Origin of the sequence: Aquitalea aquatica (assembly GCF_013911085.1) — a bacterium.
Taxonomy (GTDB): Bacteria; Pseudomonadota; Gammaproteobacteria; order Burkholderiales; family Chromobacteriaceae; genus Aquitalea; species Aquitalea aquatica.
This window is the reverse complement of the sequence record NZ_JACERN010000022.1, coordinates 212,080-229,371: the sequence shown is the minus strand read 5'-3', so window position 1 is coordinate 229,371 and position 17,292 is coordinate 212,080. Positions and strand designations below refer to the sequence as shown.

Here is a 17,292-nt window from a genome sequence, read left to right as displayed (position 1 = left end):
ATTTTTTCAGCGTCTTGCGGGCGAAAAACAAATATTCCATGTGGAAGTGTTGCAGATTTCACACGCGCGGCTGACGCAGCAAATCTGCCAGACCGGAGTAGCGCACCGGGGCCAGCCGTACCGCCTGCTGCCATACCTCGTCGCTACCCGCCACAGCAAAACGGTGACGGGCACGGGTGATGGCGGTGTAGATCAGGGCGCGGTTGAGCACCGCTCCCGGCGTGGCTGGCAATTGCAGCCAAACTTCGTCGAATTCCGAACCCTGGCTTTTGTGCACGGTCATGGCAAACACGGTTTCGTGCTGCGGCAGACGTCCCGGGGCAAACTCGCGCCAGCTGCCATCTGCAGCCGGGAAAGCCACGCGCAAGCCTTGCGGCCGCTCCACGGTGAAACCGATATCGCCATTGAACAAGCCGACACCATAGTCATTAGCACTGACCATCACCGGCCGGCCCGCATACCAGTCGCGTCCAGCCTGTTTGCAACCGGTCTGCTCCAGCAAGGCCTCCATGCACTGGTTGGCCTGTTCGACCTGACGCCGCTCGGCCGCCAGCAGCATGAACTGCGCGAATGCCGCCTGTACCTGCTCCAGTGGCAGCTGTTGCTGGATGGCATCCAGATAGGGCTGACGGTGTGCCAGCAACCCGGCATCGTCCAGCTGTGCGGCCTGACGGATATCGTCGTGCTGGCCAGCCTGCAATAGCTGCAAGGCGGCAGTGGCGTCGCCTAGATTGACCAGCCGCGCCAGCTCCCCAATGCCAGAATCCGCGCGGAATCGATGGCTATGAGTCAACAGCACCACGCTGTCCGCCAGCGCACCCGCCCTGCCCTCGTCCGCCGGCAGCGGGCCGGCACCGGCCTGTGCTAGCCAGTCGCGGGTGGCCGGCAGATACGCCACCTGCCCGCACAAATCGCCCAATACCGCACCGGCATCCACCGATGCCAGCTGATCGCGGTCACCCAGCAGAATCAGCCGGGCCTGGGCCGGCAGCGCTTCCACCAGCCGTGCCATCAGCGCCAGATCAATCATCGAGGCTTCATCCACCACCAGCACATCCAGCGGCAATGGCTGGCCGGCATGATAGCGTGGCTGAGCAGCCCCTGGTCGCAAACCCAGCAAGCGGTGCAGGGTTTGTGCCTGTTGCGGCAACTGGGCACGCACGCTGTCCGCTACCGGCAGGCTATCGCGGGCATTGCGTACCGATTCGCTCAGTCGGGCTGCAGCCTTGCCGGTTGGTGCCGCCATCGCCATCACCTGCGGCCGCTCCGCCAGCATGGCCAACATGGCCAGCAAACGCACCACCGTGGTGGTTTTGCCGGTACCCGGGCCACCGGAAACCACCAGTAATCTTTGTCGGGCAGCCAGCGCAGCGGCCAGCTTTTGCCTATCCGGCTGCCCTGCCGGCATTGCTGGAAACAACTGGCGCAGCACCGGTTCCAGCGTGCTGGCCGGCAGCGGCCGGTGGTCGGCTGCCAGCTGTGTCAGCTTGTGTGCCAGGCTCTGTTCGTCAAACCAGTAGCGGGCGAAATACAGCCGCCCGGCCGCATCCAGAATCAGCGGGGCATAACTGCCAGGCGCGCCCAGCACCGGGGAAGCCTGCAGCAGCCGACGCTCTGCCCGGTGGGCAATGGGCAGGCAAACATGGCCTGCCTGATTGGCAGCCGCCAGCTCGCTGACCAGCGCCAGCGTGCTGTCATCCAGCGCCGGGTCCAGCCGCAACAGCAGTTGGGACAGCTGCTGTGGCAACAGGGGAGCTGTTGGCGTCTGGGGGGAATCACTCATGCGCGGGATTTCTGGAAAATGGCCTTGAGTTTGCCATTGGCCTGCAACTGGCTGATGGCGCGATTGAGAGCCGGCAGCCATTGGCGGAATTGCGGATGGACCCGTAACATGACTGGCTGCGAACTGATCTGGCTGCCCGGCTCGCAGCGCAGCTCCTCCGGCAACAGCGTCAGGCGTTCGATCTGGCGGCGCTCCAGCACCACGGCCTGCAACCGGCCAAGGCGCAATTTGCTCAGCACCTCGTTTTCACTCTGCGACATTTCGTAATGCACACCGTGACGGACGAACTCGGACTCGAAGGCGCTCAGCGGCTGCCCTTGCAGCAGGCCAATGGTCTGACCGCGCAATTCATCCAGCCCACGGCCAGCCCGGACATTACTGGGCCGGGTACAGAGCTGGTAATCCAGCGTACCAATCGGCAGGGTATAAAAGCCGCCCACCGGCGACAGGCTGCGCCAGGCCGGATTGACGCCCACTTCGACATCCAGCCGGGCCACTTCGAACAGCTGCTGGATACGCAGGGCCGGGTAGTACTCGATATCGAAACGCACCCCGCTAAGCTTGCCGATCTGCTCCAGCGTCTCGCGGTAGATGCCGGCCATCGGGCTATCCGGGGTGAAATTGTACGGGCCGGCATTATCCACCACCACGCCGGCGCGCAGGGTGATGTCAGCTGCCTGCGCCGGCAACAGCCACAGACAGCAGCACAGCAACAGAAAACTACGCACCCAACCTTGCCTCCAGCGCCGCGCAAATGGTGCTGAGCACCTTGATGCGCGCATAGTATTTGTTATTGGCTTCCACCAGCGTCCACGGCACCTTGCTGGTGCTGGTGCGATCGACCATATCGCTGACTGCCAGCTTGTAGGCATTCCACTTTTCACGGTTGCGCCAGTCTTCTTCGGTAATCTTGAAGCGCTTGAAGCCGGTTTCCTCGCGCAGCTTGAAACGCGCCATCTGTTCCTCGTTGCTGATGGCCAGCCAGAATTTCAGCACCACCGCACCGTTCTCGCTCAGCTGGTGCTCGAAGTCGTTGATTTCATAATAGGCACGCATCCAGTCACGCTCCTGGGCGAAGCCTTCTACCCGCTCCACCAGCACGCGGCCATACCAGGTGCGGTCGAAGATGGTAATACCGCCCTTGCCCGGCACCTGGCGCCAGAAACGCCACAGCCAGGGTTTGACGCGCTCTTCTTCCGTGGGGGCGGCCACCGGCACCACGCGGTAGCCGCGTGCATCCAGTGCCTGGGTGATGCGGCGGATGGTGCCACCCTTGCCGGCGGCGTCGTTGCCTTCAAAAGCCAGTACCAGCGAATGGTTCTTGAAGCGCTCGTCGCGGGTCAGACTGTTCAGCCGGCCTTGCAGTTCGGCCAGCCGCTTCTTGTATTCAGCCTTGTCCATTTGCTGGTCCAACTGCAAGGTGTCCAGGATGACCTTGTCGTCAATGGGGGCCAGCAGCGGCGGCGCTTCCGAAGCATCGACCACCGCACCAGCCTGGCTGATACGGTTGCGGATGGCCTTGAGAATGGTCTGACCCACCGTGAGGCTACGGAAATTGGCGTCTTCGCCATCCACCACAATCCACGGCGCGTAAGCGGTATTGGTCAGGCGGATCATGTGCTCGCCGTATTTGCGGATGGTGTCGTAGCGCTCCATATTGGCCTTGTCATCCGCGGTTACCCGCCAGCGGGTGGCCGGGTCCTTTTCCAGCTCTTTCAGCCGCTTGCGCTGCTTGTCCTTGGTCAGATGGAACCAGAACTTGAGTATCAGCGCGCCATCCTGGCTGATCATGCGTTCCAGCCGCATGATGTCGAAGATTTCGCGGTCGTAAGCGTCATGGTCGATCACGTCGTACACCCGGTCGAACAGCGCATCGGAATAATAGGAGCCAAAGAAAATGCCGATGCGGCCCTTGGCCGGCAGCTTTTGCCAGTAGCGCCACATCCAGGGCCGGGCGCGGGCTTCATCATTGGCTGAAGCGAAAGCCACGGTGTCGATCAGCCGTGGGTCCAGCCATTCGTTGATCAGGTTCATGGTTTCGCCACGGCCGGCACCATCGAAGCCGTGGATCAGGATCAGCACCGGGAAATCGGCCTTTTCCTTCAGGTCGTACTGCACGTCCAGCAAGGCTTCGCGCAATAGCGGCACTTGTTCACGATAGCTTTCTTTGCTGATGCTGTGGCCGATTTCTGCCGATTCAAACATTCCCGTCTCCCGTCATGAACTGCCTGTTGTTGGTGTTGGCCATGGCAGGCCTCAGGGCCTGTTGGCGCATTTTTACGCAGCCGGGCCATTTAAATGGAAGAAATACACAGCAAGCGGAGGCGCTTTGCCTGCCGTCAGGCAAGGCAGTCCTACCGATACTAGCCTAGCGTCAGTCTACTCCATGCCATTGGCAAGGCAATGATAGTTGCAGTCAGCGCAGCAAGCCATCCAGGTCGGCAAGTAAACCCTGTGCCGGCTGATCGTGCCAGATGCCCATGCCGGCCATGCCCATGCCGCGCAGGTAGAGATAACGCACGCCACCAAAACAGGCGGCAAAATCACGCCCGCGCGCACTGAAATAGCGCTGCAGCGCCACGCAATAAATCAGGTACTGCAAATAGTAGTGCTCACGCGCCACTGACTGCACCAAGCACTCGGGGGCATAGTCCGTGGCCTGCTCGCCCAGGTGGTTGGATTTGTAGTCCACCAGATACACCAGCCCATCCGCCTCGAACACCAGATCGACAAAGCCCTTGAGATAACCGCGTACCGTGCGGAAATCCAGCCCTGCGGCAGCCATGCGCAAGGGCTGGGCCAGACCGTTGGCCGGATCGCTCAGCACGCGGCGCAAGGCGGCCACATCCAGCTGGCGTACCGGCAGGGTGAATTCCATTTCCACCAGCTTGCGCCCGGCAGGCACCCCGGCCAACCGCACGCCGGGGGCCAGCTCGGCATCCAGCGTCTGGCGCAGCAGCTGCAGGGCTGCCGGCTGCCAGCTGTCGGCAAAACCATGGCGGCGCAATTGCTGGGCCACCACCGGCTGCAGCTGGGCATCGCTCATGCCGAAATCAATGTTTTCAAACATGGCATGCAGGCAGGTACCCGCTCGTGCGCCGCGAGGAAAGGCAAACGCGCTGTCGACTGCCAGCAGCTCGCCGCCCTCTGCCGGTGGCACCGGCAGGCCGCCGTCATGGTCTGGCCGTTCATTGGCCTTGCTGCTGCGGCCATGGGTGAGCGAAGTAAAACTGGCCACCCGCCACGGGCTGTAAACCGGCCGCTGGAACAGGCGCGCACTATAGTCCTGCCGCGCGTCCTGCGCCAGAGGCAAGGGGTTCTGCGCGCACTCGAGCGGGCGCAGGTGCAAGGCCGCTGGCAAGCGGCTGGCCAGCGCGGCCAGTTGCTGTTCCAGCATGGCAGGGCTGAATTCCAGCTCGCGCAGGCTGGCCAGATCCGGGCAATCCGCGGCGTGCAGCAGCCAGGACAGCGCCGCCGTCTGCATGTCCTTGACCCAGCCCCAGGCCAGATACTGGCGATGCTGGGCGCGGGTCAGCGCCACGTAGAGCAGGCGCAGTTTTTCCGCCAGCATTTCGCTGCCGGCCTGCTGGCGCACAGCGGCATCGGCCAGCACATCCGGGCTGAGCATGGCCTGCCCGCCTTCGCGGTAGCGCCAGAAGCTGGTATTGCGCCGCTCCAGTGCGCCATCCCACAGATAGGGGCAGAACACGATGGGGTATTGCAGGCCCTTGGAGGTATGGATGGTGACGATTTTCACCAGTGCGGCATCACTTTCCAGCCGCAGCATGGCTTCCTCGCCACCAGACGGGCTGGCCACCCTGCCCTCCAGCCAGGCCAGCAAGGGCGCCATGCCGTGGCGACTGTCGCTTTCGCTTTGCATGAGCTCGGCCAGATGCGACAGATTGGTCAGCCGCCGCTCGCCATCGGGCAGAGGCAACAGGCGCAGCGGCAGTTGCTCGCGCGCCAGGAAATGCCGCCAGGCGCTCATGAAGCCCTGCTCCAGCCAGCGCTGGTGGTCGGCGGCATTGGCCAGCAGCCGCGCCTCCCACTGTGTTTCGTCTTCCACCTCGGCCAGCAGGCGGGCGGCATCCAGCCCGTACAGCTCGGTAACCAGTGCGGCGCGCAGCCGGCTTTCGCTGGCCGGTTCGGCCCAGGCGCGCAGCAGGGCGAGCAGCTCGGCCGCCTCCTGGCTGGCAAACACGCTTTCCTGGGTGAGCGCCACGCTGGCCACGCCACGCTCGGCCAGAGCCTGACGCATCTGTTCGCCCTGACGATGGGTGGACACCAGCACGGCAATGTCACCGCCACGCAAGGGACGGCGCTGGCCACCCTTGATGATGGCGGCCCGGTCTTGTCCGCCCAGCGTCAGTAGGCGGGCGATTTCATGGGCGCAGCCCTGTGCGCTGGCGCGGGCGGCGCTGTCCTTGTTCTGCGGCTTGTCGCCCTCCGGCGGCTGCCACAGCACGGTAAAGGCTGCGTCCTCATCCGCCACTTCCAGCATGGCACCGGAGCTGGGCGCGGCATGCACCGGCTGATAGCTGATGGCATCCAGCAAGAATGGCCGGGCGCGGCCAAACAGCTGGTTGACCACACCCACCAGCGGCGCATCCGAGCGGCGGTTGGTATCCAGCGAGTATTGCTGGGTGGCGGGCGCATCCTGCCGCGCATCCAGATAGGCAAAGATATCGGCACCACGAAAGCTGTAAATCGCCTGCTTGGGGTCGCCCACCAGAAACAGCGGCCGGCCCTGCAAGGCAAAACAGCTGCGGAAGATGTCGTACTGGATGGGGTCGGTATCCTGGAATTCGTCGATCAGTGCCACGCGGAAACTGCGCGCCACGGCGGCTGCCAGTTGCGCGCCGCCATCGGCAGCTTCCAGCGCCGCGCCCAGCTCGGTCAGCAGATCGTCAAAGCTGCGCACCCGTTCCTGACTGCGGCGGCGGGCCAGTTCCTCGTTCACCCAGGCAATCAGTTCCAGCTTGAGCCCGGCCAGTGATAGCTGCAGCTGGGCCAGATAGCCATCCCAGGCGGCGAGCCAGTCGCCGATACGCTGGAATAGCAGATGCTCCGGCGCGACAAAACCCTTTTTCATGGCCTTGACCAGCGCCTCTGGCCTCAGCTTGTCCAGTCGTTTCAGTGCATCGCGGCCCAGGATGGGCAGGCTGTCCGGCTCGGCCAGCCATTGCTGCAGCTCGGCCATACTGCTTTCCAGCTGTGCCCGGCTGTGGCTGGTGGCCTTGAAACCTTCGGTGGCCAGCAGCAGATCAAAACCGCTCTGTATCACCAGCGCATCCGCCGCCAGTTGCTGCCAGCACTGCTCCAGCTGCTGCAAGGCCTGTTGCAGATCGCGCTGCGCCGGCATCACCATCTGCAGATAGGGCTTGGCCAGCCAGGGGCGGATTTCGGTGAGCCAGCCATCCGGGGTTTCCCCCGCCTCGGCCAATACCTGCGACAACAAGGGGCTGGTGACCACCCGCCGCCGCCAGAAATCGTCCACCACCTCCACCAGCAGGCGGTCGTCGTCGCTGACCAGCTCGGCGGCAAAGGTCTGGCCACTTTCAAAAGCGGCATCGGTCAGCACGCGCTGGCAGAAACCATGAATGGTATAAATGGCCGCGCCATCAAAACCGGTAATGGCCGCCAGCAGGCGCTGCTCGGCCAGATCACGGGCGGCGCCGGGGGCAAACCGCCGTGCCAGAGCCTGCAGGAAATCATTGCCCGCCTGCTTGCCCTGCAATACCTCGAGAAAATCGCTGAGTTGCTGGCGCAGACGCTCGCGCAATTCAGCGGTGGCGGCCTTGGTGTAGGTCACCACCAGCAGGCTGTCGATGCCGGGCGGGGCTTCGCCGTTGACCTCCTCCAGCAACAGCCGCAGATACAGCGCAGCAATAGTCCAGGTCTTGCCGGTGCCCGCCGAGGCCTCGATCAGGTTGACCCCGGCCAGCGGGCATTCCAGCGCATTCAGTACCTGCAGGCTCATACCTGGCCCTCCAGCCGCGCCAGCAGCGGCAATAACAGTGTTTCGGCCAATTGGGCAAACAGCGGGTCGGCCAGCGGGTCAAGGTGGCGGAACACCAGCCGGTTGACCGGTTCCTCGCATTGCGCAGTGGCAAAATCGCCAACAAAGCTGGGGTCCCATTTGTCCAGCGCCTTGGCCAGCGCCAGTTGCGGTGCGCTGTCCAGCTTGTGCAGCTGCTCGGCATAGGCCCAGCTGGTGCGGCCAAAAAACGGCAAGGGCTGTTGCTGTCCCTGCTGCCAGCGCACCACCCAGGGCGAGAGCAAGGCCAGAGCGTCTGGCTCGTCGTCCAGCCGCAGGTGGCCGCTGTCGTCATACAACAGCGACTGGCAGGCAATGCCGGCCGGACGCATGGCGCATAACAAGAGATGAGTCAGCCACCATTCCAGCCGCTCGGCAGCATTCATCTTGCCGATCACCAGCCGGATCTGCCCTTCAGCCCGCAGGCCGCCCAGCTCTCCGGCCAGGGTCAGGCCATGCAGCTGGATATTCACCGGCTGCGGCGGCAGCGTCGCTTCGCTCAGTACCGCAGGCAGCCGGTATGCCAGCCGCGCCGCACTGGCACTTTCACTGCCCAGCCAGGCCTGGCCAAGCGCAGCTGGCGGCAACAGGCCAGCCCCCGCCAGCCGCTGCTTGACCGGAGCCACCGGCTTGCCGGCCAGCATGCGTTCCACCAGCTGGCTGCGCAGGGTGCGGCTGGCATCGCGATCCACGCTGAATGGCTCACGCACCGGCAGCGCATCCTGCTGGCCTTGCAGGCGAATGGCCAGACGCTCGGCCAGCCAGGCACGCGGCGGGTTTTTCCAGAAGCGGATGAAGTCATTGACATGCACCACGCTGCTGCCCGGTACTGGTGGCAGCTCAGTAGCAAAAGGCCGGGGCTGGCTGGGCGGAGCTGCCAGCGCCTGGGCAAAGCTGGGCTCGAAACTGGCCAGCCGTGCTTCGACTCCGTCATAGCAGCGTGGCGAAAACGGCTGCAAGGGATGGCGTAGCAGCAGCTGCGCGGTGGCCACATCGCCGCACATGGCCTTGAAGCAGTCCTGCAATTCGGCAATCAGCGGCGATGGCGGCAGCGATTCGTTATTGCGTGCCGACAAGCCGACATAAGACAGATACAGCCGCTGGCGTGCCGACAGAATGGCTTCCAGAAACAGGTAGCGGTCGTCAAAGCGGCGCGAGCGGTCACCACGGCGCGGATGGCGCGCCACCAGATCAAAGCTGACCGGGCGCTCATCACGCGGATAGGCACCGTCGTTCATGCCGATCAGGCACAACACCCGAAAGGGAATCGAGCGCATCGGCACCATGGCGCAGAAGGTGATGCCGCCGGACAGAAAGCCCAGCGGCGAGGCGACGGTGAGCTTGCGCTGCAGCCAGTCGCGCAGCACGGCCAGGCTGAAGGGCTGGGCAAAGTCGGCCATGGCGGCATCGTCCACCAGCTCCTGCAGGGCATCGCGTAATACTTCCAGCGCCAGTTCGCCGTCTTCGTCCACCGCAAACAGGCGGTCGCTGGCCAGCAGCAGCCGTTCGGCCCAGTCGGCCGCAGTGGCTGGCGTGGCCCAGTCGCTGGCCAGCTCGTCCAGCAGCGCATAGCAGCTGGCAAAGCGCGCCAGGGCCTCGCTCAGCTGGCCGCTGGCACCGGCTTGCGGCAACAGCCCAGCGAACAGTCCGCTGTCATCGCCGGCCATGGCTGGTGGCAGGATACTGCCCAGCAGCAGGCGGTCCAGCCCCCAGCGCCAGGTAAACAGCGCATCGGCCGGCAGGCCCAGTGCCGCCTTGTGCGCGGCATCGCGCCCCCAGCGAATGCCACTGGCCCGTACCCAGTCCTGGATGAAGGGCAGGTCTTCCGCGCTCAGGCCAAAGCGCTGCAACAATGCAGGGCTGTCGAGCAAGGCCAGTACCTGGTCGGCAGCAAAGCGTGAATCCAGCAAATGCAGCAGATTGCCGATGGCCGCCAGCAGCGGTTCTTCGCGTTCCACGCGGCGGTCGGCAATGGCATAGGGCAGATTGGGCGCATCGTCGCGCTGGCCGAATACCGCATCGATATAGGGTGCGTAGCTGTTGATGTCCGGCGTGAGCACCGCGATGTCGGCGGCGCTGAGTGTGGGGTCGTCCGCCAGCATGGCCAGCAGCCGGTCTTTCAGTACTTCCAGTTCGCGCATGGCACCGTGGGTGGCATGCAGCTCGATCGAGGTATCGTCCGGGTTCAGCCACTGGCCATCATGGCCGGGCATGTCCAGTTGCAGAATATCGCGCTGCAGGCGGGCCAGCAGGCTGTCGCCGGTGGCCTCGGCAAACAGCGGGCGGGCATCCAGCTCGGCATCGGCAGCAATCAGCTCGAAAAAGTCTCGTCCCTGCTTGCCCAGCGAGGCCAGCAGCGGGTGGCCTTCGGTGGCGAACAGGTCGCCCTTTTCCCGCAGTTTGAGCTTGCGGCGGGTATCGACGATATCGCCCCAGTAGGCTTCGCAGGGATTGAGGGTGAACAGGCAGACATCAGTCAGCTCGGCCAGACGCTTGATCAGCGCCAGATACATCGGTGCCAGGCTGGCAATGCCAAACAGGGTAATGCGCTCCGGCAGATGCTCCGGACGCAGCTCGGCAAAGAACTCATCCAGCATGCGCACGCGATGGCGGCCGGGGTCCTGCGCGGCCAGCAGCTGCCACAAGGCGGCCTGCCAGGCTTCGTCCTCGCCCAGATCCAGCCGCTCGCCCCGCTCCCAGGCACGAATCCAGTCCGGGCGGAATACCAGGTATTGGTCGAAAATATCGGCCACCTTGCCGGCCAGCTCGAAAGCCGCCGTCTCGCCACCGGCGGCATAGCGCTGCAGTGGAGCAAACACTTCGCCTTCCAGCGTGGGCAGCAGTTGCAGCAAGCGCCAGCTGAGTACCTCGGGCGTAAACGAGGACTTGCGCGGCAGCTCCGGCATGACTTTTTGCATCAGCCGCCAGGCAAAGGCAGCCGGCAGCACGAAATCGATATTGGCGGCTATGCCACACTGCTGCGCCAGATCCAGCGTCATCCAGCGCCCCATGCCCCGGCTCTGCACGATGACCGTTTCCGCAGCAAACGGGTTGGCCAGCGGCTGTGCCTGCAACATCGCGGCATACAGCTGACCCAATTGCTCCAGACGATTGGACTGATAGAGAAAAAGCATGGCGGGAACACGGCTAAAAGCAAGGATGTCAGTGTACCATCAGCCTCTGGCCGCCATCACGCGATGCCCAAGGCATAACACTCAGGAATCCGCATGTATCCCTATCTGATCATCAAGCATGCCCACATGGGCCTGGCTTACCTCACCATTTTGCTGTTTGCCGTGCGCGGCGGACTGATGCTGGCCGAGCAACAGCGCATTCTGGCGCTCAAACCCTTGCGCATCCTGCCGCATGTCATCGACACCCTGTTGCTGGCGCTGGGGGTGACCCTGGTGGTGATGGGCGGCTGGCCGGTACTGCAAAGCCCGTGGCTGCTGGCCAAGATCGGTGGTCTGCTGCTTTATGTCCTGCTGGGCACCATCGCCCTCAAGCGTGGCCGTACCAAGCAGATACGCAGCATGGCCCTGCTGGCCGCCTTGCTGGTGGTGGGCTATATCGTGCTGGTGGCCAAAACCAAGCTGGCGCTGCCGCTATAAGCGCAGCGAACAAAAACCCTGTTGCGGCCTTGCGCCTCCTCGCCGTACTGCCTGTACGGTCTGCGTTGGCGCGCCTTGCCTCAGGGAGGCTACGCTATTTTGTTCTCCGCTCCTGGCTGCTGACCAATATGCGGGAATGGCATGCGCCGTCCCGCCCACTTCCCACTCGCCATCCAGCGGCTTGACCCAGAACAAGTCCCGCGTCACATCGCTCTGCTACTGTCTTGCGGTTTCAACCGCTGACACCAAGCCATCATGCCTGCCACACGACCTCTGCCGGAGCTGGTTTGCCCGGCGGGCAGCCTGCCCGCCCTCAAGGCCGCCGTGGACAACGGTGCCGACACCGTCTACCTCGGCCTGAAAAACGACACCAATGCCCGCAATTTCGCCGGCCTGAATTTTGACGACCGCACCGCGCGCGAGGGCATACGCTATGCCCACCAGCATGAGCGCAAGGTCTTGCTGGCCATCAACACTTATGCCCAGGGCGGGGATATCAGCCGCTGGCATCGTGCCATCGACGAAGGGGCGGATCTGGGCGTGGATGCCATCATCCTGGCCGATATCGGCCTGATGGAATATGCCCGCCGCCGCTACCCCGAGCTACGCCTGCACATGTCGGTGCAAAGCTCGGCCACCAATTACGAAGCCATCAATCTGGCACAAGAGCTGTTCGATATCCGCCGCGCCGTGCTGCCACGGGTGCTGACACTGGATCAGGTAAAACAGGTCATCGACCACACCCGGGTGGAAATCGAAGTATTCGGTTTCGGCAGCCTGTGCGTGATGGTGGAAGGCCGCTGCCTGCTGTCCAGCTATGCCACCGGCGAATCACCCAATAGCCACGGGGTCTGTTCCCCGGCCAAATTCGTGCGCTGGGAACACGGCAGTCAGGCGCTGGGCGCCCGGCTCAATGGCATCCTGATCGACGAATACCAGCAAGGCGAGCCGGCCGGCTACCCCACGCTGTGCAAGGGGCGCTTCGAAGTGGAAGGCGATACCTATTACGCACTGGAAGAACCCACCAGCCTCAACGTAATGGCCATGCTGCCGCAAATCATCGATATCGGTGTGGCCGCCATCAAGGTGGAAGGCCGCCAGCGCAGCCCGGCCTATGTGGCACAAGTCACCCGCACCCTGCGCGAAGCACTGGATGCGGCCGGACGCGAGCCGCAGCGCTTCTCGGTGAAACCGGGCTGGACCCAGGCATTGTCCAAGCTGGCGGAAGGCCAGCAGCAGACCCTGGGTGCCTATAACCGGCCATGGAAATGAATGAACGCGTGCCGGCAGGCTCACACGCCATGCCGGCCCAACAAGCAGGGCTGATATGAATACATTGCAACTGACGCTGGGGCCGGTACTGTTTTACTGGTCGCGCGACGATATCCTGCGGTTTTACAGCGAAGCTGCCGACTGGCCGCTGGAAACCATCTATCTGGGCGAAGCCGTCTGCTCGCGCCGCCAGCAACTGCGCGGCCAGGACTGGATCGCCCTGGGCAAGGAACTGGCCGAAAGCGGCCGCCACGTAGTGCTATCCAGCCTGGCACTGATCGAGAGCGAGTCCGACCTGCGCCGCCTGCGCAAGCTGGTGGAAAACGGCGAACTGCAACTGGAAGCCAACGATCTGGGCGCGGCCCGGTTGGCACAGCAGCAAGGCCGCCCCTTTGTCGCCGGCCATCACCTGAATATCTACAACGCCGATACTCTGGCCCTGCTGCAATCGCTGGGCGCGCGGCGCTGGATTCCACCGGTGGAAATGGACCGCGACACGCTGGCCGCCGTGCTGCAGCAAGTCAGCGACAAAGGACTGAATATCGAAACCGAGCTGTTCGCCTGGGGCCGCCTGCCACTAGCGCTGTCCGCCCGCTGCTTTACCGCACGTCACTACAATCTGTCCAAGGACGATTGCCAGTTCCGCTGCCTGGAGCATCCGGATGGCCTACGGCTGAATACCCGCGAGCAGCAAGCCTTCCTCACCATCAACGGCATCCAGACCATGTCGGATGGCTGCCACTCCCTGCTGCCGCACTTGGCTGATATTGCCGCCATGGGCGTACGGGCCGTGCGCATCAGCCCGCAGTGGCAGCACACCGAGCGCGTGGTGGCGGGCTACCAGCAAGCCATCCAGGCGCTGAACAGCCCGCTGCACACCGACATCGATCTGGCTCCCTACGCCGACAGCCGCCTGGTGGATGGCTACTGGCGTGGCGAAGCTGGCATCGCCGCCATTGGAGAAGCCCATCATGCGCATTCCTGAACTCACCCTGCCCGCCAGCATGGCCAGCCTGCTAGGCCGGCTGCCGGCTACCCCGCCCTGCTGGGCGTTGGTGACCACCCTGAATCAATTGAAAAAACGCGACATACTGCCGGCCGATATGAGCTTGCTGGCTGGCCACAGTTTTGAAGTGCATGTGCAGGATGCTGGCCTGCGACTGGGCTTTTCTGCCGACGAAGAAAACTTCAAGGTGGCCAGCGTCGGCGATACACCAGATCTGCGGCTGTCCGCCAATCTGGCCGACTTTGCCCGCATGATGTTGCGCGAGGAAGATCCGGACACCCTGTTTTTCAATCGCAAGCTGATCATCGAAGGCGATACCGAGCTGGGCCTGATCGTGAAAAACCTGCTGGACAGCGTGGACTGGAGCAGCACCCCGCTACAGCGTTTCATGGCCGTATAAAAGCAGCAGCAAGCTACCACGCAAAAAGCCCGGCATAGGCCGGGCTTTTGACTGTACTGCAAAGCGGAATCAGGAAACCAGCTGCGCCGCCGCCTTGCGCTTGGCCGACAAGTCTAGACCAGGCAAATCAGCCATCACATCCGGGTGATCGGCCAGCGTCTCGACCACGAAATCGACAAACACGCGGGTACGCGGTGCGATATGGTCGCGATGCGGGAAGCAGATGTAGATGGAACGCTCCAGCGATACCACATCAGTCAGTACCGCTTCCAGCTCGCCATTACGGATCAGGTGCACCACTTCATGCCCTGGCAGCTGTGCCACGCCCATGCCCAAACGCGCCAGCTCGCATACCGCTTCCATCTCGTTCAGGGTATAGGTACCGGTCACTTCCAGCGGAATACGCTCACCCTTGCGGTCGAACTCCCACTTGTACAGCCGGCCCGAAGTCGGAAACTGGAAGTTGATGCAGTCGTGATTGCTCAATTCTTCGGTCGTTTCCGGACGGCCATGCTTGTCCCAGTATTCGGGAGAAGCCACCACGTATTGCGGAATCTGTGCCAGATTACGCGCCACCATGCGGCTATCCGGCATCATGCCGATGCGCACTCCCACATCGTAGCCATCTTCGATCAAATCACTGAAATGGTCGTCCAGGCCAAAGAACACCCGGATCTTGGGATAGCGTTCGCAGAACTCGCCCATGATGGGCAAAATGAAGCGGCGACCAAAAGAGTTGGGCATGCTGACGCGCAGATGGCCGGCCGGCTCATCGCGGCTGGCTTTCAGCTGATTGATGGCCGAATCGAGATTGTTCACCGGTCCGCGGCATTGCGCATAGAAACGGCGTCCATCCTCCGTCAGGGTCAGTTGGCGGGTAGTCCGGTTAAACAGGCGAACCTCCAGCTCCTGCTCCAGTCGCGCAATGCTTTGACTGATAGCCGCTGGCGATACGCCCAGTTTTCTTGCAGCATCCGAGAAACTGCCATTCTCGGCAGTGGTCATGAAGACCATCAAGGCTTTTAAAGTATCCATAGCTGAAACGTTCCCTGAGCGGCATTGAACTCATGCGACCGATTAATGCACGGCATTCCCCGCCCCGGCTGCATGATTTGCCAACTTCATTATTAAGTAGTTCTTCTTTAAAAAGCGTACACCAGATCCAGTGAATAATGAAGTTTGACTTACGTTTACGGTCTGAAATGCCAGTAATCTGTTTCAAATTTCACAATTTCATGGTGTCTTTTGGCACAAGCAAGCAAAAATCAGTCTGATTTTAAAATACCAAGTGCATCTTGCCATTGGCATTTAACATCAATAACGACAAGCCCTGATCCCGCACAAACTCAGCCCCTCACCGCCTTCCCCCACAGTCATCCATCCAACAGACCAAAATCAGGCGAGTGGCATACGCTTACCAATCAATATTGTTCAAGACTGCAGCAAAAGATAGTTCAAGCTGAAACAAAGCTGATCCAACGCAGTCCTCAGTGGATGTACTCCCCGGCTGCACTAGCATTCTGCGGCACAAACGGCCGGCCAACCCTGTGCGATATCAAGCAGCATCAGCACCAGGGCATGTCCATCGCACACATCACTCGTCACCTGAATAGCCGTCATTTCCACACAGGCAATCAACGCAGCCTCCAACACACACCGCCAGTTTTTCCAGCAAAATTTCCACTTTCTCTGACCATGCCTTGGCTTCCGCGTGAAAATTTCTCAGCCGGCACCTGCTGCCGGCAAGCCAGTAGCCACTTTCACGCCAGTGCCGTCTTCCGCTACGGTAGCTCTCTTGTCCTCAGGAAAAAGCATCCCACACCCCCGGAAAATTCTGCGCAATCTTACTGAACATAGAGAAATTACTTATTCAGCATAGCGATCGCTCTACTTGGGCCTTTACCTACTGGTTTCGCCGGGTAGCTGCTTAATAAACTCCAGACCAGCCAGCAAGCATCGCTAGTGGAGTCAGGCGCTCAAACTGCCACGCCTTCCTGATGAACGCTGGAACATTGCAAGCGGACCACCGTCTTGGCCACCCGACAATGAAGGTCACGTCATCATGCATAGCAAGCTTCCCTTTGCTCACCCCATACCGGGCAATCTGTCCCCGGCCAGTCAGAAAACCCTGCTGGACTGGATCCATACCGTCGGCCAGATCGAGACCGAAAGCGAACTCAAGCTCTATCTGGACCACCTGCAATCCCAGCTTCCTACCAAGCACATGGTGATCACCCTGGGACGCATCAACCAGCACCAGCAACTGCACCGGGTGGAAAAAGTGGTAAATGTCAGCTTTCCGGAAGACTGGGTAGAGCACTACATGAGCCATAACTACATCAGTTGTGACCCGGTGCTGCGCTCGGTCATGGGGCAGGGTCCCATCCACTGGGCCGACAAGTTCTCCCGAGCCAAGGGCCAACAGGAAAAACAGTTCATTCAGGAACTGACCTCCATCGGTATGGGCAACGGCATCAGCTTCAGCGCCCTGTCCGAACGGCAGAACCTGGTCTGCGTGCTGTCAGTCTCTGGTAGTGAAATCGGCAAGGACAGCCAGCTCACCGAAATGCTGAACAGCCTGCTACTGCACCTACGCCAGGCTGCTGGCAGGGTAGCCAATCTGGCTCCGGCCGCTCCTGCGGCCATGCCGCTATCGCAACGCGAATTCGATATTTTCCACTGGATGAGTCATGGCAAGACCAACTGGGAAATTGCCACCATCCTGGGTATCAGTGAACGGACGGTGAAATTCCACGTTGCCAACATCATCCGCAAACTGAATGCCAACAACCGTACCCACGCCATCGTCATCGGCCTGCAATTGGGGCTGACCACCGTAGCCGGCACAATGTAGCTGTTGGCAAGGCTACAGGGCAGGCACTACAGCCAGTAACGACACTGCCAGCTTGCCGCTAGAATCGGCGCTCCAATGGCAACCGCGTCGCATTGATACGACGTGGCACTGTCGGCGGAGTTTCAATCTGCAAGTCTCTTCTTGATTGACCCATGCACTCACCTGAAACATTCGGCCCCGGCTTCACGGGGCCTTTTTTTGGCTGTGTGGCATGGTCGGTCACCGTCCGTGCTACCGCTATTCCGTGCACCATCACCCGCCTCTTCCAGCCAAAACCCTGTCACAAGGCGGGGCGATTTGTTACAGTCGCTGCTCCTGCTGATTCCTTT

General features: G+C 61.9%; 11 protein-coding genes. 5 read left to right on the top strand and 6 right to left on the bottom strand.

Features of this window, described 5'->3' with window-relative positions:
- Window positions 1-58 precede the first annotated feature (58 nt).
- From recD to recC, 5 genes are all read right to left on the bottom strand, one after another.
- Entirely contained in the window at window positions 59-1,783 is a 1,725-nt protein-coding gene (gene recD / locus H2Z84_RS06925; protein WP_181835327.1) for an exodeoxyribonuclease V subunit alpha, read from the bottom strand.
- Window positions 1,780-2,511, bottom strand: coding sequence for a substrate-binding periplasmic protein (locus tag H2Z84_RS06920; protein ID WP_181835326.1), 732 nt, complete (start codon window positions 2,509-2,511; stop codon window positions 1,780-1,782). The genes recD and H2Z84_RS06920 overlap by 4 nt, the downstream gene beginning before the upstream one ends.
- Entirely contained in the window at window positions 2,504-3,988 is a 1,485-nt protein-coding gene (pap, locus tag H2Z84_RS06915; protein WP_181835325.1) for a polyphosphate:AMP phosphotransferase, read from the bottom strand. The genes H2Z84_RS06920 and pap overlap by 8 nt, the downstream gene beginning before the upstream one ends.
- A 211-nt stretch (window positions 3,989-4,199) precedes the next feature.
- A complete protein-coding gene (gene recB / locus H2Z84_RS06910) occupies window positions 4,200-7,763 on the bottom strand; it encodes an exodeoxyribonuclease V subunit beta (protein WP_181835324.1) in 3,564 nt (1,187 codons plus the stop codon).
- Window positions 7,760-10,954, bottom strand: coding sequence for an exodeoxyribonuclease V subunit gamma (gene recC / locus H2Z84_RS06905; protein ID WP_181835323.1), 3,195 nt, complete (start codon window positions 10,952-10,954; stop codon window positions 7,760-7,762). The genes recB and recC overlap by 4 nt, the downstream gene beginning before the upstream one ends.
- Before the next feature lie 93 nt (window positions 10,955-11,047).
- On the opposite strand from recC, the gene H2Z84_RS06900 reads away from it, so the two are divergent.
- From H2Z84_RS06900 to ubiT, 4 genes are all read left to right on the top strand, one after another.
- On the top strand, window positions 11,048-11,431 hold the full coding sequence (locus tag H2Z84_RS06900; protein WP_181835322.1) for a SirB2 family protein: 384 nt from the start codon (window positions 11,048-11,050) through the stop codon (window positions 11,429-11,431).
- A gap of 255 nt (window positions 11,432-11,686) precedes the next feature.
- Window positions 11,687-12,703: a ubiquinone anaerobic biosynthesis protein UbiU gene (ubiU, locus tag H2Z84_RS06895; protein ID WP_181835321.1), complete on the top strand. Its 1,017-nt coding sequence runs from the start codon at window positions 11,687-11,689 to the stop codon at window positions 12,701-12,703.
- A gap of 55 nt (window positions 12,704-12,758) precedes the next feature.
- Complete coding sequence (locus tag H2Z84_RS06890) at window positions 12,759-13,688, top strand: U32 family peptidase (protein ID WP_181835320.1); 930 nt, start codon at window positions 12,759-12,761, stop codon at window positions 13,686-13,688.
- Complete coding sequence (gene ubiT, locus H2Z84_RS06885) at window positions 13,675-14,109, top strand: ubiquinone anaerobic biosynthesis accessory factor UbiT (protein ID WP_181835319.1); 435 nt, start codon at window positions 13,675-13,677, stop codon at window positions 14,107-14,109. The genes H2Z84_RS06890 and ubiT overlap by 14 nt, the downstream gene beginning before the upstream one ends.
- A 69-nt stretch (window positions 14,110-14,178) precedes the next feature.
- On the opposite strand, the gene H2Z84_RS06880 is transcribed toward ubiT, so the two are convergent.
- Window positions 14,179-15,144, bottom strand: coding sequence for a LysR family transcriptional regulator (locus tag H2Z84_RS06880; RefSeq protein WP_181835318.1), 966 nt, complete (start codon window positions 15,142-15,144; stop codon window positions 14,179-14,181).
- 1,027 nt (window positions 15,145-16,171) lie between these two features.
- Between H2Z84_RS06880 and H2Z84_RS06875 the strand changes: the two genes are divergently transcribed.
- Window positions 16,172-16,963, top strand: coding sequence for a helix-turn-helix transcriptional regulator (locus tag H2Z84_RS06875; protein WP_181835317.1), 792 nt, complete (start codon window positions 16,172-16,174; stop codon window positions 16,961-16,963).
- Window positions 16,964-17,292: the final 329 nt, after the last annotated feature.